Consider the following 25,167-nt stretch of genomic DNA (forward strand, 5'->3'; position numbering starts at 1 on the left):
TCGATCCGCGCAGCGGACGCCGAAGGCGCCCTTGACCCACGCCACCACGACCAGCACCATCAAGCAGCCCGGAGCCGCGCCCCACAGCTGTCCCCTTACTGGAGTAGGCGACACCACAACCGCTCTACCCGGAGCACGCGTGACCCCAGTCGCCCTACCCGGGGCGCGCGCAACCCCGGCCACCCTACGCGAGCACGCGTCACCCCACAGTCGCCTACCCGGGACGCGTGACCCCAGTCGCGAGCACGCGTCATCCCACAGTCGGCCTACTCAAGCAGGGCAGCTAGTCCTTCGGGCGGTCGCGGTCCTTGGAGGGTTGGACGCGCTTCGGTTCGCCGGGCATCTTCGGGTATTCGGGCGGGTAGGGGAGGTCGGCTTCGCCGTGGTCGCGTTCGTGTTTGGCGGACAGGTCGAGGAGGGAGTCGAGGGAGAAGGCCTTTTCGCCGACGGCAGCGTGGAGGTCGCCGACTTCGGCGAAGCGGGCCGGCATGGTGAGGACGTCGAAGTCGTCGGGTACGACGTCTTCGAGCTCTTCCCAGCGCAGTGGCGCCGAGACGCGGGCTCGTGCGTTCGGGCGGACCGAGTAGGCCGAGGCGATGGTGCGGTCGCGGGCCATCTGGTTGTAGTCGATGAAGACGCGCTCGCCACGCTCCTCCTTCCACCAGTTCACCGTGACCTGCTCCGGCAGCCGGCGGGACAGCTCCCGGCCGACCGCGATCACCGCGCGGCGGGCCTGGATGAAGTCCCAGCGCGGCTCGATCGGGACGTACACGTGCAGGCCGCGGCCGCCTGAGGTCTTCGGGTACCCCTCCAGGCCGTGTTCGGCGAGCAGTTCGCGCAGCACCGGTGCGACCGCGACCGCGCTCTTGAAGTCCGTGCCCGGTTGCGGGTCGAGGTCGATCCGGAGCTGATCCGGGTTGTCGAGGTTCGGACGGCGTACCGGCCAGGGGTGGAAGGTCAGCGTGCCCAGGTTGACCGCCCACGCGACGACGGCCAGCTCGGTCGGGCACACCTCGTCGGCGGGCCGGCCGCTCGGGAACGTGATGGTCGCGGTCTCCACCCAGTCGGGCGCTCCCTTGGCGACGCGCTTCTGGTAGAACGCATCGCCGCGGTTGTCCATCCGGGTGGACAGCTTGGCGCCCTCGAACCAGCCGCCGGGCCACCGCTCGAGGGTGGTCGGCCGGTCCCGCAACGCGCCGAGGATGCCGTCCCCGACCGCGACGAAGTAGTTCACGATGTCCAGCTTGGTCAGCCCGCGGTCCGCGAAGTACGGCTTGTCCGGGTTGCTCACCCGTACCGTCCGCCCCGCGATCTCCAGCTCGATTGCCTTGGTCGCCGCCATGCCGCGACGCTACCGCCCGGCACGGACCAAAAGCCGACAGCGGCACCGGAAATGCCCGGCAGCCTGCGGGAAAGGCAAGTTTTCCCGACCTCTGGCCACGGTCGGTGACCGAGCGGTAACGTGCCTGCACCTCGTTCCTGGGGCGTGAGGCCTCCGGGACACCTCTGAAGGAGCGCGAGGATGAACAGATCCGCCCTGTTCGCCGCTGCCACCGCAGTGGCGACCACCACCGCCCTCGGTCTGACCAGCGCCACCACCGCCACCGGTGCGCCGACGGCAGACCCCGTCCCCAGTCCCAGTGCGGCCGTTGCCCGGGCCAAAGCCGCCGTCGGCGAGAATCTCGCCGCCCTCAAGGCCACCGGTGCCGACGCGTTCGTCGTACGGGACGTCATCGTCGACTCTGACGGCTCGAGCCACGTCCGGATGGACCGGACCATCGGCGGCCTCAAGGTGCTTGGCGGCGACGTTGTCGTCCACCAGGCCAAGGACGGCAACTGGAGGGGTGCCAGCCTGACACTGAGCCGCAGCGCGAACGTCGGCCGCACCCCGAAGGTCAGCGGCGCGACCGCCACCGCGAAGGCGCTGGCCCGCGGACAGAAGGCCGAGGGCAAGCCCACCCTGGTGATCGAGGCCCGCAAGGGCGCGCCGCGACTGGCCTACCTGGTCACCACAGCCGGGACCCAGGCTGACGGTACGCCGAGCCACGTCACCACGACGGTGGACGCCCTGACCGGGGCGAAGCTGGTCACCGAGCAGCACGTCCAGACGGCGACCGGCGACGGCCAGAGCCTCTACAGCGGGACCGTGCCGATCGACAGCACCCCGGCCACCGGCGGGTTCACGCTGACCGACCCGGTCCGCGGCAACGCCTACACCGCCGACGCGAACAACAAGACCGATTCGGTCTGGTGCCAGATCTTCGGCTTCGGCTGCCCGGTGCCGACCCGGTTCACCGACGCCGACAACCACTGGGGCAACGGGCTGAACACGAACCGGCAGACCGCCGCGGTCGACGCGCACTACGGCGCCGCGAGGACCTGGGACTACTTCAAGACCAACCACGGCCGGAACGGCATCTTCAACGACGGCAAGGGCGTCCCGAGCCGGGTGCACTACGGCACCAACTACGTGAACGCGTTCTGGGACGGCAAGCAGATGACGTACGGCGACGGTGACGGCGTGGTGGCCGGTCCGCTGGTGTCGATCGACGTGGCCGGCCACGAGATGTCCCACGGCGTCACCACCGCGACCGCGAACCTCACCTACTCCGGCGAGTCCGGTGGCCTGAACGAGGCGACCAGCGACATCTTCGGCACCCTGGTCGAGTTCTCCGCGAACAACGCCTCCGACCCCGGTGACTACTACATCGGCGAAAAGATCATGAAGGACCGCCCGGCGCTGCGGTACATGGACAAGCCGAGCAAGGACGGCAACTCGGTCGACTGCTACTACTCCGGCGTCGGCAACCTGGACGTGCACTACTCCTCCGGCGTGGCGAACCACTTCGCCTATCTCGCCTCCGAGGGCAGCGGCGCCAAGGAGTTCGGCGGGCTGCCGCACAACTCGCCGACCTGCAACGGCTCCACCGTCACCGGCATCGGCCGGGACAAGGTCGGCAAGATCTGGTACCGCGCACTGACCACGTACATGACGACGGGTACGACGTACGCCCAGGCCCGGACCGCGACGCTGAACGCGGCCACCGACCTGTACGGCGCGAGCAGCAACGAGCGCGCCGTGGTCGCCGCCGCGTGGTCCGCGGTGAGCGTGAACTGACCGTTTGAGTCTCGCCGGTCCTGTCCGACTGGGGCGGACAGGACCGGCGATTCAAGCGTTTTGTCCATTGCCCATCGTTTGCGCCGGACCTACCGTCACAAGCATGGGAGGGGAACCCGGGGGAAGGTCCAGCCTGCGGGGGGCACGGCCGCTGCTGCTGGTGGTCGATGCCGATCCGGTCCGGCTGGAGCGAAGTGAGACAGAGCTCGAGCGCGGCTTCGGAGTCGATTTCAGGGTCCGCGGCGAGCTGACCGTTGCCGCCGCCTCGGAGTGTCTGCGCCGCGCGCACGAGTGGGAGCAGCGGGTGGCCGTCGTCCTGGTCGATCACGCGCTCGCCGACGACGATCGGGCCGCGATCTTCGACCTGTCGCGGACATTGCATCCCGATGCGCGCCGGGCGTTGCTGATCGAATGGGGTTCGTGGGCGGACCGCTCGACCGCGTCGGCCATCCTGTCCGCGATGGCCGTCGGCGACATCAACTACTACGTGCTGAAGCCGTGGATCGAGCGCGACGAGTTGTTCCACCGGACAGTCGCGGAGTTCGTCCAGGAGTGGTCCCGGTACGAGGTCGCCAATCTCCGTGAGGTGGTGGTGATCGCCGCCGAGCATTCGGTCCGTGGCCAGGCGATCCGCAGTCTGCTGGCGCGCAACGGGATCCCGAGCGCGTTCCGGGCCAGCGGTTCGCGGCTGGCGGAGGCCGCGCTGAACTGGATCGGCGAGCCGGATCCGGGTGAGGGCGTGCTCGTGTGGATGCCGGCGATCGGAGGCACCTTGCTGCATGATCCGACCGATGCGGAGATCGCCGAGGCGTGGGGGGTGCCGACGACGCTGGCCGACGGCGAGGACTCGTTCGACGTCCTCGTGATCGGGGCAGGTCCGGGCGGTCTGGCGGCGGCTGTGTACGCGTCGTCGGAGGGGTTGCGCACGCTCGTGGTGGAGCGCGAGTCGATCGGCGGGCAGGCGGGCACGAGTTCGCTGATCCGGAACTATCTGGGGTTCTCGCGCGGGATTCGCGGCTCCGAGCTGGCCCAGCGCGGGTATCAGCAGGCATGGGTCTTCGGCGCGCACTTCGTGCTGATGCGGTCGATCGTCTCGCTGGACAAGCAGGACGGCCACTTCCGGGCTGTCATCGGTGACGTGGGTGAGGTGACGGCTCGGGCGGTCGTGCTGGCGACCGGCGTGTCGTATCGGCGTCTCGGCGTACCGTCGCTGGAGAAGCTGATGGGCACCGGGGTGTACTACGGCGCGAGCGTGTCGGAAGCCCACGGTTTGCAGGGACGTGACGCGTGTGTTGTCGGTGGTGGGAACTCGGCCGGGCAGGCGGTGCTGCATCTGGCCCGGTACTGCCGGCAGGTGACTTTGGTGATCCGGGGCAACGATCTGACCGCGAGCATGTCGCAGTACCTGATCGGTGAGATCGATGCCGCACCCAACGTGACCGTGCGGGCGAACAGCGAGGTCGTCGGTGGTGGCGGCGACGGGCGACTCGAGCAGGTGACGTTACTCGATCGGCTGACAGGTGCCGAGGAGTCGCTCGCCGTCGACGGGCTGTTCGTGATGATCGGTGCGGTGCCCGGCACCGACTGGCTGCCGGACAAGGTCGGCCGGGACGCGCGTGGTTTCGTGCTGACCGGGTCGGACGCCGCGGCTGATCCGCAGTGGAACGAGTCGCGGCCGCCACAGCCCTACGAGACGACGCTGCCTGGGCTCTTCGCCATCGGGGACGTCCGGTCCGGCTCGGTCAAGCGAGTCGCCTCCGCGGTCGGCGAGGGATCCGTGGTCGTGTCCCAGATCCATACGCATTTGAAGGTTTCGGCGGATGCCTGAACGGCGGTTCGTCTACACGCCGGCGATGGTCGGCTTGACCGCACTGGTCTTGCTCCTACCGCTGGTGGGGTTGCTGCTGGTGCTGCGGCAACCAGAGCTGGACGTGCATTGGGAACACCACCCGGCGCATTTCTGGCTGGTGCTGATGACGGCGGTGCTGAGCGCCGTACTGGCGTATCTGACAGGTGCGGCCGCGCTGCGGCGTGGGGATCCGCGGGTCTTGCTGGTGTCGCTGGCGTTTCTGTCGGCGGCCGGGTTTCTGGGGTTGCATGCGCTGGCGACGCCGCAGGTCCTGCTCGACACCCCGAATGCGGGCTTCACCCTCGCGACGCCGGTCGGGGTTGCACTGGGCTCGACGTTCGCGGTCCTGTCGAGCTTGAACTTCTCCGGTGGGCAGGTCGCCGCAGCGGTGCGGTGGGGGCGGTGGCTTCGAGCTGGGTTGCTCACGCTGATGGCGTTGTGGGCGCTGACCTCGGTCCTGCGCCTACCTCCGCTGCACGACACCGCCGTACCGGAAGTTGCCGGCGGCATCTTGCGTGCACTCGCCGTCCCGGCTGTTTTGCTCTACGCGACCGCGGCCGGGCGCTATCTCCGCAACTGGCTGGAACGCCCGTCGCTGATGCTGCTGTCGATGGTCGCCGCGTTCGTGCTGCTCGCCGAGGCGATGGTGGCGCTGGTGTTCGCGCGGAACTGGGCGCTGTCGTGGTGGGAGTGGCACGTGCTGATGCTCGCCGCGTTCGTCCTGGTCGTGGCCGGCGTACGGATCCAGTGGTACGAGGAGCGGTTCGCGGACCTCTACCTCGAGGACACGGTGTCCGGGCGGCGCGAGCTGAGCGTGCTGTTCGCCGACCTGCAGGGATTCACCACGTTCTCCGAGAACCACGATCCGGCTGAGGTCACCGTGATGCTCAACACGTACTTCCAGGTCGTCGTACCGCCGGTCGTACGACGTCACGGCGGTGACGTGGACCGGATCATCGGCGACGCGTTGATGGTTACCTTCAACAAGCGAGGCGACCAGCCGGACCACGCGCAGCGGGCGGCAGCGGCCGGCCTCGCGCTGCAGGAGGCGGCGACGGCCGTCCAGCTGGCGCACCCGGAGTGGCCCCCGTTCCGGGTCGGCATCAACAGCGGCCTCGCCTCGGTCAGCCTGCTCGGCACCGAGGGCGGCCGCACCCACACGGTCATCGGTGACACGGTCAACGTCGCCTCGCGGATCGAGGGCAAGGCGCCGAGCGGCGGCGTGGCGATCGGACCCGGCACCAAGGCCCTCCTCCCGGACGCTGTCACCGAGTCGCTGGGCCTGCTGGAGCTCAAGGGCAAGGCCGAACCACTCGAGGTCTACCGCCTGGTCAGGCTCGCCCGCGAATGATCACCCGTGCCTTTCGGGGCCGCACCTGGTGTTCACGTGTTGGACCTTGGCCGGGACCAGTCCGGGTGTGAGAATCCGGCCATGTCTGCCCAGTTCCGACCACGGCGCCGCCTGGGCGCCCTCGTGGTCACCTCAAGTCTCGTCTTCGCCGGTACGGCGGTCGCTCTGGTGGCCGCACCGGCGGACGCCGCCTCGTCCACCGTGGTCATCACCGAGGTGTACGGCGGCGGTGGTAACAGCGGAGCGCCGTACACGAACGACTTCATCGAGCTGACCAACAACAGCTCCGCGCCGGTCGACCTGACCGGCTGGTCGATCCAGTACGCCTCGTCGAGCGGCACCTCCTGGGCGAACAAGATCAACCTGACCGGCTCGATCGCGCCGGGCGGGGTCTACCTCGTGCAGGGCGCGTCCGGCGGCGCCAACGGCCAGCCACTGCCCACCCCCGACGCGACCGGCAGCGTGAACATGTCCGCGTCGTCCGGCAAGGTCGCCCTGGTCACCTCCACCACCAGCCTGACCTGTACGACGGGCTGCGCGACGGCGGCCGGTGTGGTCGACTTCGTGGGCTACGGCGCGGCCAACGACTTCGAGACCGCGGCGGCGCCGGGTACCTCGAACACCACCTCGGCCACCCGCAAGGACCCGACCAAGGACGCGGACAACAACAGCACCGAGTTCGCCGCGGTCAACCCGTCGCCGAAGACCCTGACGTCCACCCCGCCGGACCCGGACCCGATCGACGCGAAGATCCACGACATCCAGGGCGCGGCGCACCTGTCGCCGCTGGCCGGCAAGCTCGTCCGCAACGTCACCGGTGTGGTCACTGCCACGAGCCGCAACGGCTTCTGGTTCCAGGACCCGCAGCCCGACGCCGACCCGGCGACCAGCGAAGGCCTGTTGGTCTTCACCAGCTCGGCGCCGACCGTGAACGTCGGTGACGCCGTGACCGTCCAGGGCACCGTCGCCGAGTTCCGCCCCGGCGGCTCGGGCGGCACCGACAACCTGACCACCACGGAGATCACCAATCCGTCGGTCACAGTGACCGGCACCGCCGCGGTGCCTGCGCCGACGATCGTCGGCCCGGGCGGCCGGGTCCCGCCGTCGACCGTGATCGACGACGACTCCACCGGCGACGTCGAGACCACCGGCACCTTCCAGCCGGCCACCGACGGCATCGACTTCTGGGAGTCGCTGGAGGGCATGTGGCTGGGTATCGACCAGCCGCAGGTCACCGGCCCGACCAGCTCGTTCCGCGAGTTGTCCGTCGTACCCGCGGGCTCCAGTGTGCAGACGGTCCGCGGCGGCATCGTGCTGCAGAAGACCGACAGCAACCCGGAGCGGGTGCTGCTGGACGACGTACTGACACCGATCCCCGACGCCAAGACCGGGGACAAGCTCGCAGGTCCTGGAACCAGCACAGTGACCGGCGTCCTCGACTATTCGTTCGGCAACTTCAAGTTCCTGCCGACGCAGACCCCGACCGTGGTCGACGGCGGTGTCACGCGCGAGACGACCACGGCCTCCTCGCCCGTTCAGGTCTCGGTGGCGACGTTCAACGTGGAGAACCTGGACCCGTCCGACGGTGACGCCAAGTTCGATGGACTGGCCCAGGCGGTGGTGAAGAACCTCGCCTCGCCGGACATCATCGGGCTGGAGGAGGTTCAGGACAACGACGGCGCCACGAACTCGGGAACGACGGCCGCCGACGTCACGCTGAACATGCTCGCCGCGGCGATCCAGAAGGCGGGCGGGCCGAAGTACGCCTGGCGCCAGATCGACCCGGTGAACAACGCCGAGGGTGGCGAGCCGGGTGGCAACATCCGGGTCGCGTTCATGTACCGCACCGACAAGCCGGTGAAGTTCGTCGACCGCCCCGGCGGTGGCTCGACGGTCGCGACCACGATCGTCACCGACCGGTTCGGACGCCCGCACCTGAGCTCGTCTCCGGGCCGGGTCGACCCGGCCAACCCGGCCTGGGCCGCCGCTCGGGTGCCGCTGGCCGGCGAGTTCACCTGGCACGGGCAGAGCCTGTTCGTGGTGGTCAACCACTTCAGCTCCAAGGGCGGCGACGACCCGCTCTGGGGGCGGACCCAGCCGCCGGTGCAGGTGACCGCGCCGAAGCGGCACCAGCAGGCCGAGTCGGTGCGTGGGTTCGTCGACCAGATCCTGGCCAAGGACAAGGGCGCGAACGTCATCGTGCTGGGCGACATCAACGACTTCGACTTCTCCCAGACGACCGACATCCTGGTCGGGTCCGGTACGACGGCGCTGATCGACATGCCGCGGACGCTGCCGGTGAAGGAGCGCTACAGCTACGTGTTCGAGGGCAACAGCCAGATCCTCGACCAGATCCTGATCTCGCAGAACCTGAGGCTGGCTACGTCGTACGACATCGTGCACATGAACGCCGAGTTCCCGGACCAGATCAGCGATCACGATCCGCAGGTGGTGCGCGTCGTACCGCTGCCGTCGTGGGTGCGCTGACCCATCCGCTGACGGGACGCTTACGTGCGGTCGCCCGGGCGGGGTTTTCCTTGCCCGGGCGCCGATACTGGTCTCGTGACAGATGACACGAAGCAGTACGCCGTACAGAAGTCCGAGGCGGAGTGGAAGGCGCAGCTTTCTCCCGCGGAGTTCCAGGTACTGCGCAAGGCAGGCACCGAGCGGCCGTTCACCGGTGAGTACACCGATACCAAGACGGTCGGCGTCTACAAGTGCCGGGCCTGCGACGCGGAACTGTTCCGCAGCGAGACCAAGTTCGACTCCCACTGCGGCTGGCCGTCCTTCTTCGCCCCGCTGGCCGAGGACCGGGTCGAGTACATCGAGGACAGCACTCTCGGCATGAAGCGCGTCGAGGTCCGCTGCGCCAACTGCGGCTCCCACCTCGGCCACGTCTTCGAAGGCGAGGGCTACGGAACCCCCACCGACCTCCGCTACTGCATCAACAGCATCAGCCTCTCCCTCGAACCCGCCTGACCACCGCGGTCGGTCGTCGCCCGTTGACGCATTAAAGTGGGCCAGCGCGACGGCCGATCGGTGGAAAGGACTTCTGTGGCTGACGAGACCCCGGGGCGGCACGTTCTCGACGCTCTCAGTGCCGACCAGCCCTGGGAGGTGCCGGGCGACTGGCTGAGCGGGATCCGGGGGCGGCTGCGCGCCTGGGGCGACGACGCGGGGTCGCTGCGGCCGTTGCGGGCGGATGCGTTTTCGGGGTTCGTGAAGGGGACGCCGGCGGGGGTGTGGTTCACGCATCAGGTGGCGCCGCTGCTGACCGGGTGGATCCCGGTGTTGCATGGTGAGTACGCCGATATCTCCACGGAGCTGACCCGGGACTTCTACCGGCCGTCGGTCCGGTACGGCGGCGGCGGCCATCTGGTCCGGGTCGCGGCCACCGACTGGCCGCTGCAGGTGGTGGCCGGGGCGCAGGGCTTCCGCGAAGCGGGCCGCCGGCAGGCGCTGCAGGTGTCCCGGGACGTGGTCAGCCTGTTCGTCGACGCGCCGCCGATGGCAGCCCGCGCCCGGGCCCTGACCGCCGCGTTCGACCGGGTGCTGGCCGACCGCGAGACCACTCGCATGCACGCCACCGCCGACTACGAGACGATCGTGCAGTTCTGGCGGACCGCAGCGCTCAGCGACGAAGAGCGCACAGTGCTCCCGGAGCTAGCCGGCTCCGGCGCGGCCCTGCGCTACTCGCTCAACGCGCTGCGGGACGAGCACGCCAAGCTGCTGATGGCCACGTCGGACGACGACCCCGGCGACTTCGCCCAACTGCTGGCCGGGCTGATCCTGGCCACCGGGCTCGGTGGCGTTCCCCCGGCCGTCGGCCAGATCCTCGGCGGCGCCGGGTGGGACGTCGAGAACGCGCTCGCCGACCTCAGGGACGGCTTCGACCCGCACTCCTGGCTCGCGGACAACACCGAGTGGCTGGCCCGCACCGTACGCCGTGACCAGCAGGCGCTCGCGCGGTCGTGGGCTGCCGCTGCCACCCGGGTGTCGGTCCACTTGTCGGGCGTACTCGCGGACGCGCCGTGGCCGGAACCGCAGATCCCGGATCTGGCCGCGTTCTTCCGCCTCCTCGACCAGGAGCGGCGGCCCCAACCTGTGGCCGAGGTCGTCCCCTTGAGGTTGGCCGAGCCGACGCCTGTCGCCGTCGTTGAGCCCGCCGACCGCCCGGCTCCGGTGCCGGCGGACTACAGCGACGACCCGCTCGCGGAGCTGGACTCGCTGATCGGGCTGGAGTCGGTCAAGGACTCGGTTCGCAAGATGGTGGCCGAGATCAAGACCAACCTGCGCCGCAAGGAGCTCGGCCTGCCGAGTCACGAGCGGGCCCGGCACATGGTGTTCGTCGGCAAGCCCGGTACCGCCAAGACCACGATCGCCCGGTTGCTGGCCCGGATCTACAAGCAGCTCGGCGTGCTCGAGAAGGGTCACGTGGTCGAGGTCGACCGGTCCGACCTGGTCGGTTCCAGCGTCGGCACCACCGCGCCACTGACCGCGGCCAAGTTCCGCGAGGCGCTCGGCGGGGTGCTGTTCGTCGACGAGGCCTACACCCTGGTGCCGGAGAACAGCCCGGGCGACTTCGGTCTCGAAGCCGTCGCCACCATCCTGAAGATGATGGAGGATCACCGCGACGAGTGCGTGGTGATCGTCACCGGGTACCACCGCGAGATGCAGCGGTTCATGGAGTCCAACACCGGCCTGCAGTCCCGCTTCCCGAAGCTGCTGTCGTTCAGCGAGTACGACACCGCCCAGCTCGTCGCCATCTTCGAGCTGCAGGCCCGGCAGAAGGGCATGATCTACGGCGAGGACGTGCTGGACGCGGTCCGCGGGGTCATCCCACCCGCTCCCCGCGGCCACAACTTCGGCAACGGCCGGTTCATCCGGAACGTGCTGGAGGAAGCCATCTCCAACCAGGCGACCCGGCTGTCCGAGCGCGACGCGGACAGCCTGAGCGAGCGCGATCTGCGCGAGCTGCTGCCCGAGGACATCAAGCCGCCCACCTCGATGCGCGCCGAGGACTACCTCTTCCAGAAGCCGGGGACCTGAGCCTCAGATCGGGTTCCAGATTCCAGGGGTCCCAGCCTCAGATCGGGGTGGCGAGGGCGACCGGATTGCCTTCGGGGTCGGCGACGTACGCCTGGCGTTCGCCCCAGGGCATGGTGGCCGGCTCCTGGAGGATCGGGTGGCCGGCCGCGCGAAAGGTCTCCACCTCCGCGTCGACGTCGTCGACGTACACGAAGAGCTCGAAGCGCGGGGCCGCGCCGACGGTGATGCCGAGCTGGGCCTCGGGCCAGTTGGCGTCGGACAGGCCCAGCGACGACTCGCCGCGCTCGAGGCCGACGTAGTGGGGGTCACCCTCGAGCGGGAACTGGTACGTCGGTTCGTAGCCGAGCAGGCCGTAGAACTCGACGGACCGGCGCACGTTGGCGACGTACAACACCGGGAACGCTTTGCGGTGCACCAGCTCAGGCCAGGTTGGCGACCAGCTCGCCGAGCTCGGACCGCTTGCCGGTGTAGAACGGAATCTCCTCACGCACGTGCCGGCGCGCGGTGGACGCTCGCAGGTCGCGCATCAGGTCGACCATCCGGTGCAGCTCGTCCGCCTCGAACGCGAGCATCCACTCGTAGTCGCCGAGCGCGAACGACGCCACCGTGTTCGCCCGGACGTCGGGGTACCCGCGGGCCATCTTGCCGTGCTCGGCCAGCATCGACCGGCGCTCCTCGTCCGGCAGCAGGTACCACTCGTACGACCGCACGAACGGGTACACGCACACGTACGCCCGTGGCTCCTCTTCGGCCAGGAACGCCGGGATGTGGCTCTTGTTGAACTCGGCCGGCCGGTGCAGCGCCAGCTGCGACCAGATCGGCGCCAGGTGCCGCCCGAGCCGGGACCGGCGCAGCGCGTGGTACGCCTTCTGCAGCGCGTCCGACGACGGCGCGTGCCACCAGATCATGAAGTCCGCGTCGGCCCGGAATCCTTCGACGTCGTAAATCCCGCGGATCACCACGTCGTCCGTCGACAGCTTGGCGAACAACTCCGCCAGCTCGGCGGTCAGGGCGTCCCGGTCCGCGTCGCCCAGCGGCGTCTCCACTTTGAAGACCGACCACATGGTGTAGCGGATCACATTGTTCAGCTCACGCGCCTTCGGCTTCTCCGTCACGGAGCCATTGTCTCCAATGTCTCTAAATACCCCTGCACCCGGGTGGCCGCCCTGCTGCCCGAGGCGACGCATGCAGCGATCCCCACACCCCGGTACGCCGCTCCACACACAGCCAGACCGGGCTCAGCCGCGACAGCAGCCTCCACGCGGTCCACACGGTCCAGATGCCCCACGGCGTACTGCGGAAGCCCGCCACCCCACCTTGTCACCAGTGAACCCACCACAGGTGCCTGCAGCCCCACAGCACGCCCCAGATCGGCAGTAGCCAGCGCCACCAGCTCCTCGTCCGACCGTTGCAGCACGTGCTCCTCCCCCAGCCGGCCGACCGAGGCCCGGAACACAGCGAGCTCTCCCCCGGCGTCACTCGACCACTGCCACTTCGCGTGCGAGTACGTCGACGCCTTGATCGTCCGGCCCTCCACGGACGGCACCAGGAACCCTGAGCCAGTCGCACCCTCGGGCCAGTGCTGCTTACGCACGGCGAGCGTGACGATCGCCATGCTGGCGTACTCGATCGCCGCCAGCTCGGCCGCCGCGGCAGGCACCACCTCCGCCAGCATCCGGGCCGCCGGCGACGCCGGTACGGCGACGATCACCGCATCCGCATCCAGCAGAGTCGGGGCCGGGACGGGACCGGCCTCCAACTCGTAGCCCTCGGCCGTCCGGGTGATCCGTCGTACCGCCAGCTGACGCCTGATCTGGACGCCCCGAGCGGTCAGGTCCCTCTCCAGCGCGGAGATCAGCCGGTTGACCCCGCCCACGATCCCCGCGAACACCGGCTGCCCCGCGCGCCGCTGGCCCGCCTCTCGCAGCTCAGCGGTCGCCGCCAGCAGGCTCGGTGCGCTCCGCAGCTTGGCATACAGCTCGGGTACGGCGGCCGCCAGCGAGATCTCCTCGGCCCGGCCGGCGTACACACCCCCGAGCAACGGGTCGATCAGCCTGTCGGTGACCGCCGTACCCATGCGCTCGGCAACGAACCGCCCGATCGCCACGTCCTCGGTCAGCGCCGGCGCGGGCAGGTCGGCCTCATGCGCGACCTCCGAGGCCGCCGCCTCACCGAGTACGTCGGCCGTCGCGGCAGGGTCGACCGGGACGCCCATCACGGTCGGCGGGATCGGCCGGATCCGGTCACCGATCCACAACCCGGCCGAGGTCGTTGCCGGGTGCACCAGGTCGTCACCGAGCCCGACCGCCTTGATCAGGTCGACCGCCTCCGGCCGCCGGGCCAGCACCGACTCGGCACCGAGGTCGACCGGGACACCTTCGAGCTCGGCGCCGGCCAGCTTGCCGCCGAGCCGCGGCGAGCCTTCCAGCACGGTGATCCGGGGCGGATTCGGCCCGGTCGCCAGCGCGTGCGCCGCCGCCAGCCCGCTGATCCCGCCGCCGACCACAACCACCGAACTCACGCGACCTCCAACTTCAACTCGTACGCCGGGTCCACCCCCTCGGCGCTCACCCGCCGGAAACCGGCCCGCTCCAGTACCAGCTGCGAGGCCCGGTTGGCGGGTGAAGTTCCCGCACGCAGCGTCGTCAGTCCGTACTCCGAGGCGGCGAGCCCGACGATCGCCCGCACCGCGGCGGTGGCGAGCCCCTTGCCGGCCGCCTTCTCCGCGATCCGGTAGCCGAGCTCGGCGGCGCCGTTCTCGATGTCCACGAGGTTCACCCGCCCGACCACGGCGCCCGAGTCGTCCACCAGGACGTGGAACTGGCAGAGCCCGGCCTCCTGCTCGGCGAGCAGCGCGGCGATCCGCACCGCGAACTCCTCGAAGAAGGCGTCCCCGCGGTCCAGGATCGAGGCCGCGAAGTACGCGCGGTTCTCCCGCTCGAAGGCGAGCACAGCCTCCGCGTGCGCGGTGGTCAGACGCTCCAGCGTCACCTCGTGGTCAGGCAGGTACACGGGCGGACTTCCTCTGAACGTGGCGGACGATGCGATGCAGCACCTCGGGATCGGCGTCCGGCGGCACCCCGTGCCCGAGGTTGAAGATGTGACCGGGAGCAGCCTTACCCTCCTCGAGGATGCGGTCGATCTCGGGCTCCAGCGCGTCCCAGCCGGCGAACAGCAGGGCCGGGTCCAGGTTCCCCTGCACCGGCTTCGGACGCCCTCCGGCCGCGGTGATCCGCCGTACCGCCTCGTCCAACGGGACCCGCCAGTCGACGCCGACCACATCCGCACCGGCCTCGCTCATGTGCCCGAGCAGCTCGCCCGTGTTCACGCCGAAGTGCACTCGAGGTACGCCGTACGGCGCCAGGGCCTCGAACACCTTCGCGGAGTGCGGGAGCACGAACCGCTCGTAGTCACGCGGCGACAGCCCGCCGGCCCACGAGTCGAACAGCTGGATCGCGGACGCTCCCGCCTCGACCTGCACCGCGAGGTACGCGATCGCCACGTCGGCCAGCCGGTCCGCGAGCGCGTGCCAGAGCGCCGGGTCGCTGTGCATCAGGGCCTTCGTCTTCGCGTGGTCCTTGCTCGGCCCACCTTCGACCAGGTACGACGCCACCGTGAACGGCGCGCCCGCGAAGCCGATCAGCGGCGTACCGTCGAGCTCGGTGACCAACTGCCGCACCGAGTCCGACGTGTAGGGCACGTCCGCGGGCGTGACCGGGCGGACCGCGGCCAGGCCGGCCGCGTCCCGGACCGGCGCGGCGACCACCGGGCCCACCCCCGGCTTGATCTCGATGTCGAAGCCGACCGCCTTCAGCGGGAGCACGATGTCGGAGTAGAAGATGGCCGCGTCGACGCCATAACGGCGTACCGGCTGCAGCGTGATCTCGACGACAAGCTCAGGGCGCCTACAGGACTCGAGCATCGTGGTGCCCTCCCGAACCGCCCGATACTCGGGCAGCGAGCGCCCGGCCTGGCGCATGAACCACACCGGCGTGTGCGGCCCCGGCTCCCCCCGGGCCGCGAGCAGAAAGGGAGATCGATCGGTCGCGCTGGGTGAGGCTACTGGCGGTGTGAAAGGCACGCATCGATGATCCCACGCTGTCATCCACGTCCTCGCAGGGCGGTCATGGCCCCCGGCCTGGACTGAGGAGCGCAGGGAGCCCGGTCATGGGGCCTCCCGGCCTGGACTGAGGAGCGGAGGGAGCGCAGCGACTGGAGCGACGAGGGAAGGCCGGGAGTTCCAGCCCCATGACCCGCCGCGCCGGAGGCGTGGCATTCAACACAGCGACTAGAGCGACGAGGGAAGCCCGGGAACAAGGCCCCATGACCACGCCGGTGCCGAAGGCCCGGCCAAAAGTGCGGCGCGTCGTCGCCAGCGTCTGTGAGTAATCAGTCGTAGGCTGCAAAGCATGGGTGCCCGCAAGCAGGTCGACGCGCCACCCGCGGAGTTCGCCGAGGCAGTGACGCAGTTGCGCGGTGCCCGGTACCGGCCCGAGGTCTTCGTCGAGGAGATGCCCGCGCCGCAGCGGATCGCACCGCACGCGGCGGCGGTCAGCGCTGACGTGACGGTCGATGGCGACGACGTCGCCACCGGCCGCCTGGTCATCCTCTACGACCCGGACGGGAACGACGCCTGGCAGTCGACCTTCCGCTGTGTCGCGTACGTGCGTGCGGCCGTCGAGCCGGAGATGGTGACCGACGCGCTGCTCGGCGGCGTGGGCTGGACCTGGCTGATGGAGGCGCTGACCGACCGGGGTGCCGACTTCCTGGCCCCGAGCGGTACCGTCACCAGAGTGGTATCGGAAAGCTTCGGCGGGATGGCCGACGACGACGCGACGGCGGAGATCGAGATCCGCGCGTCCTGGAGTCCTGTGCCGGGGCCTGGTGGTCTGGTGGACGTGACCCGGCACGCGGAGGCATGGGGCGAGGTGCTCTGCACAGCGGCCGGCTTGCCGCCGGTGCCGCCGGGGGTGGTGGCGATGCCGCCCCGGCGTGGACAGCGGGGCCGATGAGCCCGGCCGAGACCCAGCAGCAGCCGCCAGTCCCGGACGACCCGACCGCGCACCTGCCACTGCTCGAACTCCGCGACGGCCTCTCCGAGGTGGTCGACACCGACACCGCGCTGACCGAGGTGGTCGAAGCGTTCCGGTCCGGTTCCGGCCCGGTCGCCGTCGACGCCGAACGCGCCTCCGGCTACCGGTACTCGCACCGCGCGTACCTCGTCCAGCTCCGCCGTCAAGGCGCCGGCTCCGCCCTGGTCGACCCGATTCCGTTCGGCGACCTGTCCACTCTCGGTGACGCGATCGTCGACGCGGAGTGGATCATCCACGCCGCCAACCAGGATCTCGCCTGTCTGGCCGAGGTCGGGATGGTGCCGCGGAAGGTGTTCGACACCGAGTTGGCCGGCCGCCTGCTCGGGTACCCGAAGGTCGGTCTCGCCTCGCTGGTCAGCGAGGTGCTCGGCTACCGGATGCGCAAGGAGCACTCGGCCGCCGACTGGTCGACCCGTCCGCTCCCCGGCCCGTGGCTGATCTACGCCGCGCTCGACGTCGAGATGCTGATCGAGTTGCGCAACGCGATCGAGGCCGAGCTGCGCCGCGAGGGCAAGTGGGAGTGGGCCGAGCAGGAGTTCGCCGCGATCCTGTCCGCTCCCCCGCGGGAGCCGAAGCCCGACCCGTGGCGCCGTACGTCGGGGATGCACCGGGTCCGCAATCGGCGCAGCCTGGCCGTCGTCCGGGCGCTGTGGGAGGCCCGCGATCAGATCGCGGCGGCCGCGGACATCTCCCCCGGCCGGATCCTGCCGGACGCAGCAATCGTCGAGGCCGCGTCGGCGATGCCGGCCGACCGGGAGACACTGCAGCGGCTGACCGCGTTCAAGGGCCGCGGCGCGCACCGGCACATGCGCACCTGGTGGGAGGCCATCGACCACGCGCGCCGGCTGCCCGAGTCCCAGCTCCCCAAACAGGGCCCGCGGTACGACGGCCCGCCGCCGGCGCGAGCGTGGGCCGACCGGGACCCCGATGCCGCGGCCCGGCTGTCGGCCGCGCGGAGTGCTGTCGGTGAGATCGCCGAGGCACATCGCCTCCCGACCGAGAACCTGATGGCGCCGGACACGATCCGCCGCCTGGCCTGGTCCCCACCGGCCGACCCGACGGTCGAGGTGGTCAGCGCGTTCCTGCGCGACCACGGCGCCCGCGAGTGGCAGATCGGCCTCACGGTCGACGTCCTCACCGACGCCATGGCGGCAGAAGCCCCGGTCAAGCCACTCGACTAGGCCGTTTCTGATAATTCCCCGGCTACTGCGCGGCACTCGTCCCGGCACCTCGCCGCCGCATTGAGCACCTGCTCGCGACCACGCCAGGGGCGCAGCTATCCCGGAGCACCTCACGCGAGTGGGCGCAGTCGGGGGTGGATGCGGTGTGGGGTCCTGATGGGTGGGGTTGGGGTGGTCGCGTCTTAGAAGTGAATGCGGACCAGGCCCAGGGTGGCGCCTGGGTGGATCTGGGTGACGGGTGGGGTCACGGGGGCTGATGGATGTGGTTGGAGGTGGCTGGTGGGTTGTGTCACCGCTGGCGGGTTGTAGCACGCCAGCGGTGATACAACCCGCCATTCGCCATGGACCCGACGGATGGTTTCGGCATGTGGCCGTTCTCGTCCGTATGGCGGGATTTCCGGGGTCCAGGCCCTGGATCGATCGTCGAGTCGTCAATCGTGGTCGAGAAATCGCGGTCTCCTGGACCAAAATTCACGACTGGATGCATCACGGCCCGCCCTCGACCGACCAGACCTGGCCGCCCCCACGGTCACTCGGCAACCACGTTCGCAAGAAGTCATCCACCCCACTCGGGCTACACCTCCCGCGGGATCCGCGTAGCTGCGTCCTTCCGTGGTCGGTGTGGTGTGGGTCAAGGGTCGAAGATCCCGCAGGGACGCCAAAGGCGCACTTGACGCACACCACACCGACCAGCACCATCACGCAGCGGAGCCCGCGGAACCACACCCACTCTTCACGGCACTGAACCGTCAGGCACGGGCCTAGGCCGGCCTCAGTGCGGCAGCTGGGTCTCGATCGCCTCGACGACCTCCGGCGACTCCGGCTCGGTGCGGGGGCGGAACCGGGCGGCGACCGTGCCCTCCGGGGTGATCAGGAACTTCTCGAAGTTCCACTGGACGTCACCGGCCTCGCCGTTCGCGTCCGGCGTCTGGGTGAGCTCGGCGTACAGCGGGTGCCGGCCCTCGCCGTTGACGTCGAGCTTGTCCAGCATCGGGAACGTCACGCCGTACGTCGTGGAGCAGAACGTGGAGATCTCCTCCGATGTGCCCGGCTCCTGGCCGCCGAACTGGTTGCAGGGGGCACCGAGGACGGTGAAACCGCGGGAGGCGTACTTCTTCTGCAGGTTCTCCAGGCCCTCGTACTGCGGCGTGAGACCACACTTCGAGGCGACGTTCACGACGAGAACGGCCTTGCCCTTGTACTCGCCGAGCGAGGTGGCGGCGCCGGAGAGGGTGTTCAGCGGGATGTCGTACAGGCTCATGCGGATCCTTGGGGGGTAGGAAGGTGGCGGGACAGGAACGCGACAGTACGCCGCCACGCCAGCTCGGAGGCCTCCGCGTGGTGGAAGGCGGGCAACGGGTTGTCGAACGCGTGACCGGCACCGGGATACCGGTGGATCTCGGCATCGCCGAGCGCGGGGATGATGTCATCGGCGTTCAGGTAGGCGTCCGCCTCGCCGAAGTGGTGCAGGCTCGTGGCGGTCACCTCGGGTGCCAGGCTCAGCAACTGTGGCAATGCGGAGCCGTAGTAACTCACCAGCACATCAGGTGACGACACCGCGGCCACGTTGAAGCCGAGCCCGCCGCCGAAGCAGAATCCGACCACACCGGTGCCCAGGTCGCGACTGCGCAGGTACTCCAGCGCCGCGACCGAGTCCGACACGGCCAGATCCCAGTCGAGCCGGCCCGCGATCGCTATCGCCTTCTCGAGCAGATCCGGCGCGGACTCGTCCAGGTCGGTGTCGTCCAGCCGCCAGTAGATCTCCGGAGCGATCACGTAGTACCCGAGGGCGGCGAGATCCGCGGCGCGCTGCCTGATGTAGTCGGAGACCCCGAAGATCTCCTGCAGGAGCAGCAACCCGGGACCGTCACCGCCGTCGGGCTCCCACTCGTGGACTGGCATCAACCCTGAACCGGTATCGATCTCCAAAGTCACACGGTGAAGCGTACTGGTGGCCTAGCGAACTTCCACGGCCCCTTCCTGGACCCGCGGGATCGGCTCGACCGGCGCCGGCTTCGGCATCCAGGCCTTGCACTCGTCGATCGCCGCGGTCAGCAGGCTGAACAGCCGGTCGTCCGGGTCCGGCACGCAGGCCTGCGAGATCCCTTCCACGGCGCACGAAATGGCCCGTGGCGCGGTCCGCTTGGCGAAGTCCGGCGTACCCCGATGGGCCCGGGAGGTGAAGGAGCGCGCCCACTTGGCCGCGGCCGGAACCGACTCGAGCGCCTCCCGCGAGGCCGGCTCGAGATCGTCCAGCGGACGCCCGTCCAGCGCGGCCAGCTGCTTCTCCCCCACGATCAGCGCGACCGCCAGGATGTACTGACGCTCCTGCGACACGATCGGCAGCGCGTGCTGGATGCAGCGCGCCGTCACCCGCGGTACGACGTGTGGGTCGTCCGGAGTCAGCCCGATCACCGAGGGGATCAGCGGAGCCAGCCGGGCCCGGCCGGCGTCCGTCGTACAGTCGTTCACGTCGCGGGCGACGCCCGCGAGCAGCGGATGCGTGCAGGCTGGGTGGTCCGACCATGGCTCGCCGGCCAGGTAGGAAGCGAACTCCATGAAGCAGGCGCCCTTGCGTGGATTGCGGTGTTTGCCCCGGCTCAGAACCGGTACGGCGAGATCAAAGGTGTTCATAGAACGGCTCCAGTGACGTACCAGATGTCCAGCATGCGCCGTTTCGTCGCCGTTCGCCACGGGTTACAGCCTGTGTGACCACATGGTTGTGGTTTGTGAGCAGCCGCACACGGCGGGGTGGTTGGGCAGTTCTGTTACCCACGGGTAGCATCGGGGTAGCTTTCCCGACCCCCAGAGGAGGGCCCTCGTGCCCCGTGAGATCCGCGATGTCGTGTTCGTCGACGGCGTTCGCACCCCGTTCGGCAAGGCCAAGGGCCAGTACGCCGAGACGCGCGCCGACGACCTGGTGATCAAGTGCATCCGGGAGCTGCTCCGGCGGAACCCGGCGCTCCCGCCGGCCCGGGTGGACGAGGTCGCGATCGCGGCCACCACCCAGATCGGTGACCAGGGCCTGACCATCGGCCGGACCGCGGCCCTGCTGGCCGGCCTGCCGAACACCACGCCCGGCTACGCCATCGACCGGATGTGCGCCGGCGCGATGACCGCCGTCACCACCACCGCCGCGGGGATCGCGTTCGGTGCGTACGACGTGGTCGTCGCCGGCGGGGTCGAGCACATGGGCCGGCACCCGATGGGCGAAGGCGTCGACCCGAACCCGCGGATCATCTCCGAGAAGCTGGTCGACACCTCTGCCCTGGTGATGGGGTCGACCGCGGAGAACCTGCACGACCGGTTCCCGACGATCACCAAACAGCGCGCGGACGCGTTCGCCGCGGCCTCCCAGGAGCGCGCGGCCAAGGCCTACGCGAACGACCTGATCCAACCCGACCTGGTCCCGATCGCGACCCGGTCGGCCGAGCAGGGCTGGGGTTACGCGACCACCGACGAGCCGATGCGCCCGGGCACGACGGTCGAGGACCTGGCCGGCCTGAAGACGCCCTTCCGCCCGCACGGCCGGGTGACGGCCGGCAACTCGGCCGGTATCAACGACGGCGCGACCGCGTGTGTGCTCGCCTCCGCCGAGGCCGCCGAAGAGCTCGGGCTGACCCCCAAAATGAAGCTGGTCTCGTACGGGTTCGCCGGTGTCGAGCCCGAGGTGATGGGCGTCGGCCCGGTCCCGGCCACCGAGAAGGCGCTGAAGCTGGCCGGCCTGACCATCGACGACATCGAGGCGTTCGAGGTGAACGAGGCGTTCGCCGTCCAGGTGCTGGCGTTCCTGGAGCACTACGGCATCGCCGACGACGACCCGCGGGTCAATCCGTACGGCGGTGCGATCGCCTACGGCCACCCGCTGGCGTCGTCCGGCGTCCGGCTGATGAACCAGTTGGCCAAGCAGTTCGAGCAGCGCCCGGAGGTCCGCTACGGCCTGACCACCATGTGCGTCGGCCTCGGCATGGGCGGCACCGTGATCTGGGAGAACCCGAACTTCGAGGGGGCAAAGTGAGTCTGCAGGACTTGATCGACGAAGCCGTCGCCATCGAGACGGACGAGGTCGTCACCCTGGCGCACTCCCGGGACGTCGTACTCCCGAACAAGGCCGGCACGATGGCACTCATCACGCTGGACAACGGGCACGACCACACCAAGCCGAACACCTTCGGCCCGAAAGGTCTGGCCTCGCTCAACAGCGCCATCGACGCGGCTCTCGCCCGCGACGACGTCGCCGCGATCGGGGTCACCGGCAAGCCGTTCATCCTGGCCGCCGGTGCCGACCTGACCGGCGTACCGAAGCTGACCGACCGGGAGCAGGCGCTCAACCTCGGCCGGATCGGGCACGGGGTGATGCGCAAGCTGGTCGACGGCGGCAAGCCGTCGTTCGCGTTCGTCAACGGGGTCGCGCTCGGCGGCGGCCTCGAGGTCGCGCTGCACGCGCAGTACCGGACGGTCTCGGTCGCGGCCGGCATGCTGGCGACGCCTGAGGTGTTCCTCGGCCTGATCCCCGGCTGGGGCGGCAACTTCCTGCTGCCGAACCTGATCGGCGCGGACAACGCCGTCAAGGTCGTCGTCGAGAACGCCCTGAACCAGAACAAGATGCTCAGCGGGCCGGAGGCGGTGAAGCTCGGCATCGGCGACGTACTGCTCGACTCGGCCGACTTCCTCGAGCAGTCGCTGCTGTGGGCGAGCAAGGTGCTCACGGGTGAGATCTCGGTCCAGCGGGCGGAGATCGACCGTGGTGACGCGTGGGATGCGGCTGTTGCCCGTGGCAAGGCTTTTGCCGACGTCAAGGTCAGCGGTGCGGCGCCGGCGCCGTACCGGGCCCTCGAGCTGATCGCCACAGCGAAGGACAACGATCGCGACCGTGGGTTCGCGGCGGAGGACGAGGCGCTCGCCGATCTCATCATGAGCGAGGAGCTGCGCAGCGGCCTCTACGCCTTCGACCTGGTGAACAAGCGGGCCAAGCGCCCGGCCGGCGCGCCGGACAAGTCGCTCGCCCGGCCGGTCACCAAGGTCGGCGTCGTCGGCGCCGGCCTGATGGCGGGTCAGCTCGCGCTGCTGTTCGTACGGCGGCTGGAGGTTCCCGTCGTACTCACGGACCTGGACCAGGAGCGGGTGGACCGTGGGGTCGGGTACGTGCACGGTGAGATCGACAAGCTGCTCGGCAAGGGCCGGATCCGGCCGGACAAGGCGAACCAACTGAAGGCGCTCGTCACCGGCTCGGTGGACCGGCAGGTCTTCGCCGACGCGGACTTCGTCATCGAGGCCGTGTTCGAGGAGTTGCAGCTGAAGAAGACGATCTTCGCCGACCTGGAGAAGATCATCCGGCCGGACGCGGTGCTGGCGACCAACACGTCGTCGCTGTCCGTCACCGAGATGGCCGCGGACCTGGAGCACCCGGAGCGGGTGGTCGGGTTCCACTTCTTCAACCCGGTCGCGGTGCTGCCGCTGCTGGAGATCATCCGGGCGGACCAGACCGACGACGCGACGCTGGCCACCGCGTTCGCGGTCGGCAAGACGCTGAAGAAGTCCTGCGTGCTGGTGAAGGACGCGCCGGCGTTCGTGGTGAACCGGCTGCTGACCCGGTTCCTGGGCGAGGTCAGCGCGGCCGTCGACGAGGGGACGCCGATCCCCGAGGCGGACAAGGCGTTGTCGGCGCTGGGGCTGCCGATGCCGCCGTTCGTGCTGCTCCAGCTGGTCGGGCTGCCGGTCGCGCTGCACGTGGCCGAGACGATGAACCGGGCCTACCCGGACCGGTTCGCGGTGTCGGAGAACCTCGCCAAGGTGGTTGCCGCAGGCAAGGGATCTTTCTACCTGTGGCCCGAGGGCAAGCCGGTGGTGGACCCGGAGGTCGAGGCGCTGGTGACCGTCGGCGACAAGCCGTCGACCGCCGAGGAACTGCGCACCCGCGTGCTGACCGCGCTGGCCGAGGAGATCCGGATCATGCTCGAGGAGGGCGTGGTCGCCGAGGCCCAGGACATCGACCTGTGCCTCCTGCTCGGCGCCGGCTGGCCGTTCCACCTCGGCGGCATCACGCCGTACCTGGACCGCACCGGCATCTCCGAGAAGGTCAACGGCTCCCCCTTCCTCCCGGAGGGACTGGCTAGCCTCCCGAAAGGCACCGCCAGCCTGACCTGACCGCTGGGGGCCGGTGCGGAGCCGGAAGCCCGCTCCGGCCCCCAGCGAAGCGAGGGGGCGGGTTCTTCAGCCCTTGAACTTCTTGACTGCGGCTACCAGCTGGGCCGGAGTCTTGCCGGTGTGTTGTTTGAGGATGCGGGTGTACGCCGCCTGGCTGGTGTTCTGCCGGGCCAGATCGGTGTAAAGAGCGGTCACGCCCTTCTCCCCCAGCTCGTCGACCAGATACTCCGTGATCCACCAGCTCTGCCCGTACGACCGATCACCGGCCACATCGAACTCCGCCGACCTGGGCAGCACCTTCATCGACGGCAGGTACTTGCTGCGGACCGTCTTCCGGTACGGGTCGACCGTCCACTGCGGATCGTCCTCGATGGTGGCGCACCGGACGTACTCCGCGATCCCTTCGACCAGCCAGATCGGCGTCCGGACCCCGAGCTGCAGCGTCGCGGCGTGCGTCATCTCGTGCACCAGCAGGTCCTGCTCGAGCTTCGTCCGGACGGCCGGGTTGACGACGATCCGGCTGCTCACCGGTGGCACGGACTTCTGCGTCCACGGCTCACCGTCGTACAGCGAGACCGCCTTCGCCGCGATCGTCCAGCCCTGCCCGGTACCGGCGGTCCAGAGCGTCGCCATCACCCGTGGCTCCGACATCGCGACCACCATCACCGCACCGTTCCACGGTCGCTTCCAGTGCCGTCGTACACCGTCGACCGCGCCCTTGGACACCTTGGCGATCTTCTGGCCGAGCGCCTGCTCGCCGTTGTCGACCACCACCACGACCTTGCCCCGCCGGATCACCGCGATCTCCTGGAAGTCCCACGGCTGCCGGTGCCCGTCCGGGCTCAGGCTCTCCTCGATCGCGCTGTCCTCGACCAGGACCCAGCTGCCACCGCGCTGGACGAAGGCATAGCCCAGGTCGGTCTGCACGGGGTCGACATCAAGTCCGGTGAGCTGGTAGCGCATCATCACCCGGGTGGAGAAGACGGTCGCGCCGTACTTGCTGGTCAGCACCGGTGAGGGCCGCTCGTCGGCGACGAAGTACTTCAGGCTGGTGAACTCGAACTTGCGGAGGTTGGTGAACAGCATCCGCTGCCGCGAGAGTAACTGAGGCTGCTTCGGATCGACGGAGGCGAGGAAGCCTTTCAGGTCCCCGTTCAGCACCGCGGCGGAGCGCTTCGCCAGCGCCGCGTCGACCGCGGTCTTCCGGGCCGCCTTCTGCCCGTCGGTCAACTGGCCCGGTGTCGCCGTGGCCTTGACCGCCACCGCACTGCTGCCGGCCGTCGAGCCGCCTTGTCCCAGGCGTACGGCGACCAGTCCGGACGTCCCCGCCAGGATCAGCGCGGCGACACCTGCGAACAGGCGTCGCGGGTGCTTCATCT

At 69.6% G+C, this 25,167-nt stretch carries 20 protein-coding genes; 10 read left to right on the forward strand and 10 right to left on the reverse strand.

Annotated features, from left to right (window positions below):
* Positions 1–283 precede the first annotated feature (283 nt).
* Positions 284–1,342 carry a non-homologous end-joining DNA ligase gene (gene ligD, locus AB0F43_RS00005; protein ID WP_360468485.1) on the reverse strand — a complete coding sequence of 353 codons (1,059 nt, stop codon included), beginning with the start codon at positions 1,340–1,342 and terminating at the stop codon, positions 284–286.
* Between the two features lie 180 nt (positions 1,343–1,522).
* On the opposite strand from ligD, the gene AB0F43_RS00010 reads away from it, so the two are divergent.
* The 6 genes from AB0F43_RS00010 to AB0F43_RS00035 all read left to right on the forward strand — a co-directional run bounded on the left by AB0F43_RS00010 (position 1,523) and on the right by AB0F43_RS00035 (position 11,367).
* Entirely contained in the window at positions 1,523–3,118 is a 1,596-nt protein-coding gene (locus AB0F43_RS00010) for a M4 family metallopeptidase (protein ID WP_360468487.1), read from the forward strand.
* A 103-nt stretch (positions 3,119–3,221) separates the two neighbouring features.
* Positions 3,222–4,946, forward strand: coding sequence for an FAD-dependent oxidoreductase (locus tag AB0F43_RS00015; RefSeq protein WP_360468489.1), 1,725 nt, complete (start codon positions 3,222–3,224; stop codon positions 4,944–4,946).
* Complete coding sequence (locus AB0F43_RS00020; protein ID WP_360468491.1) at positions 4,939–6,318, forward strand: adenylate/guanylate cyclase domain-containing protein; 1,380 nt, start codon at positions 4,939–4,941, stop codon at positions 6,316–6,318. Before AB0F43_RS00015 ends, AB0F43_RS00020 begins: the two co-directional genes overlap by 8 nt.
* A gap of 81 nt (positions 6,319–6,399) precedes the next feature.
* Positions 6,400–8,805, forward strand: a complete 2,406-nt coding sequence (locus AB0F43_RS00025) for a lamin tail domain-containing protein (RefSeq protein WP_360468493.1) — start codon at positions 6,400–6,402, stop codon at positions 8,803–8,805.
* Between the two features lie 75 nt (positions 8,806–8,880).
* A complete protein-coding gene (msrB, locus tag AB0F43_RS00030; protein WP_360468495.1) occupies positions 8,881–9,297 on the forward strand; it encodes a peptide-methionine (R)-S-oxide reductase MsrB in 417 nt (138 codons plus the stop codon).
* Between the two features lie 75 nt (positions 9,298–9,372).
* Positions 9,373–11,367, forward strand: a complete 1,995-nt coding sequence (locus tag AB0F43_RS00035) for an AAA family ATPase (RefSeq protein WP_360468497.1) — start codon at positions 9,373–9,375, stop codon at positions 11,365–11,367.
* 37 nt (positions 11,368–11,404) lie between these two features.
* Here the strand turns inward: AB0F43_RS00035 and AB0F43_RS00040 are convergent, their stop codons facing one another.
* Genes AB0F43_RS00040 through hemE form a run of 5 tightly spaced genes read right to left on the reverse strand, consistent with a single transcriptional unit; the run spans position 11,405 to position 15,448 of the window.
* Positions 11,405–11,782, reverse strand: a complete 378-nt coding sequence (locus AB0F43_RS00040; RefSeq protein ID WP_360468499.1) for a VOC family protein — start codon at positions 11,780–11,782, stop codon at positions 11,405–11,407.
* Positions 11,783–11,786: 4 nt separating this feature from the next.
* On the reverse strand, positions 11,787–12,482 hold the full coding sequence (hemQ, locus tag AB0F43_RS00045; RefSeq protein ID WP_360468501.1) for a hydrogen peroxide-dependent heme synthase: 696 nt from the start codon (positions 12,480–12,482) through the stop codon (positions 11,787–11,789).
* Complete coding sequence (gene hemG, locus AB0F43_RS00050) at positions 12,479–13,888, reverse strand: protoporphyrinogen oxidase (RefSeq protein ID WP_360468503.1); 1,410 nt, start codon at positions 13,886–13,888, stop codon at positions 12,479–12,481. Before hemG ends, hemQ begins: the two co-directional genes overlap by 4 nt.
* Positions 13,885–14,379, reverse strand: a complete 495-nt coding sequence (locus AB0F43_RS00055; RefSeq protein WP_360468505.1) for a GNAT family N-acetyltransferase — start codon at positions 14,377–14,379, stop codon at positions 13,885–13,887. The genes hemG and AB0F43_RS00055 overlap by 4 nt, the downstream gene beginning before the upstream one ends.
* On the reverse strand, positions 14,366–15,448 hold the full coding sequence (hemE, locus tag AB0F43_RS00060; protein WP_360468507.1) for a uroporphyrinogen decarboxylase: 1,083 nt from the start codon (positions 15,446–15,448) through the stop codon (positions 14,366–14,368). The genes AB0F43_RS00055 and hemE overlap by 14 nt, the downstream gene beginning before the upstream one ends.
* Positions 15,449–15,776: 328 nt before the next feature.
* Here hemE and AB0F43_RS00065 point away from each other — a divergent pair, with 328 nt between their 5' ends.
* Both AB0F43_RS00065 and AB0F43_RS00070 read left to right on the forward strand, forming a co-directional pair.
* The gene (locus AB0F43_RS00065) at positions 15,777–16,379 is read left to right on the forward strand and encodes a DUF3000 domain-containing protein (RefSeq protein WP_360468509.1); all 603 of its coding nucleotides are present in this window, start codon (positions 15,777–15,779) and stop codon (positions 16,377–16,379) included.
* Positions 16,376–17,641 (forward strand): ribonuclease D, encoded by a 1,266-nt coding sequence (locus AB0F43_RS00070; protein WP_360468511.1) that lies wholly within the window; start codon positions 16,376–16,378, stop codon positions 17,639–17,641. The genes AB0F43_RS00065 and AB0F43_RS00070 overlap by 4 nt, the downstream gene beginning before the upstream one ends.
* 772 nt (positions 17,642–18,413) lie before the next feature.
* On the opposite strand, the gene AB0F43_RS00075 is transcribed toward AB0F43_RS00070, so the two are convergent.
* From AB0F43_RS00075 to AB0F43_RS00085, 3 genes are read right to left on the reverse strand one after another with little or no spacing between them, the layout of a single operon-like run.
* Positions 18,414–18,902 (reverse strand): glutathione peroxidase, encoded by a 489-nt coding sequence (locus tag AB0F43_RS00075; protein WP_360468513.1) that lies wholly within the window; start codon positions 18,900–18,902, stop codon positions 18,414–18,416.
* On the reverse strand, positions 18,899–19,576 hold the full coding sequence (locus AB0F43_RS00080) for a dienelactone hydrolase family protein (protein WP_360468515.1): 678 nt from the start codon (positions 19,574–19,576) through the stop codon (positions 18,899–18,901). The genes AB0F43_RS00075 and AB0F43_RS00080 overlap by 4 nt, the downstream gene beginning before the upstream one ends.
* A 21-nt stretch (positions 19,577–19,597) precedes the next feature.
* Positions 19,598–20,275, reverse strand: a complete 678-nt coding sequence (locus AB0F43_RS00085; protein WP_360468516.1) for a hypothetical protein — start codon at positions 20,273–20,275, stop codon at positions 19,598–19,600.
* Positions 20,276–20,462: 187 nt separating this feature from the next.
* Between AB0F43_RS00085 and AB0F43_RS00090 the strand changes: the two genes are divergently transcribed.
* Both AB0F43_RS00090 and AB0F43_RS00095 read left to right on the forward strand, forming a co-directional pair.
* The gene (locus AB0F43_RS00090) at positions 20,463–21,659 is read left to right on the forward strand and encodes an acetyl-CoA C-acyltransferase (RefSeq protein WP_360468518.1); all 1,197 of its coding nucleotides are present in this window, start codon (positions 20,463–20,465) and stop codon (positions 21,657–21,659) included.
* Positions 21,656–23,788, forward strand: a complete 2,133-nt coding sequence (locus tag AB0F43_RS00095) for a 3-hydroxyacyl-CoA dehydrogenase NAD-binding domain-containing protein (RefSeq protein ID WP_360468520.1) — start codon at positions 21,656–21,658, stop codon at positions 23,786–23,788. Before AB0F43_RS00090 ends, AB0F43_RS00095 begins: the two co-directional genes overlap by 4 nt.
* A gap of 66 nt (positions 23,789–23,854) precedes the next feature.
* Here the strand turns inward: AB0F43_RS00095 and AB0F43_RS00100 are convergent, their stop codons facing one another.
* The gene (locus tag AB0F43_RS00100; protein ID WP_360468522.1) at positions 23,855–25,165 is read right to left on the reverse strand and encodes a hypothetical protein; all 1,311 of its coding nucleotides are present in this window, start codon (positions 25,163–25,165) and stop codon (positions 23,855–23,857) included.
* Between the last annotated feature and the right edge of the window lie 2 nt (positions 25,166–25,167).

Source organism: Kribbella sp. NPDC023972 (assembly GCF_040639075.1).
In the GTDB taxonomy this organism is placed as follows: Bacteria; Actinomycetota; Actinomycetes; order Propionibacteriales; family Kribbellaceae; genus Kribbella.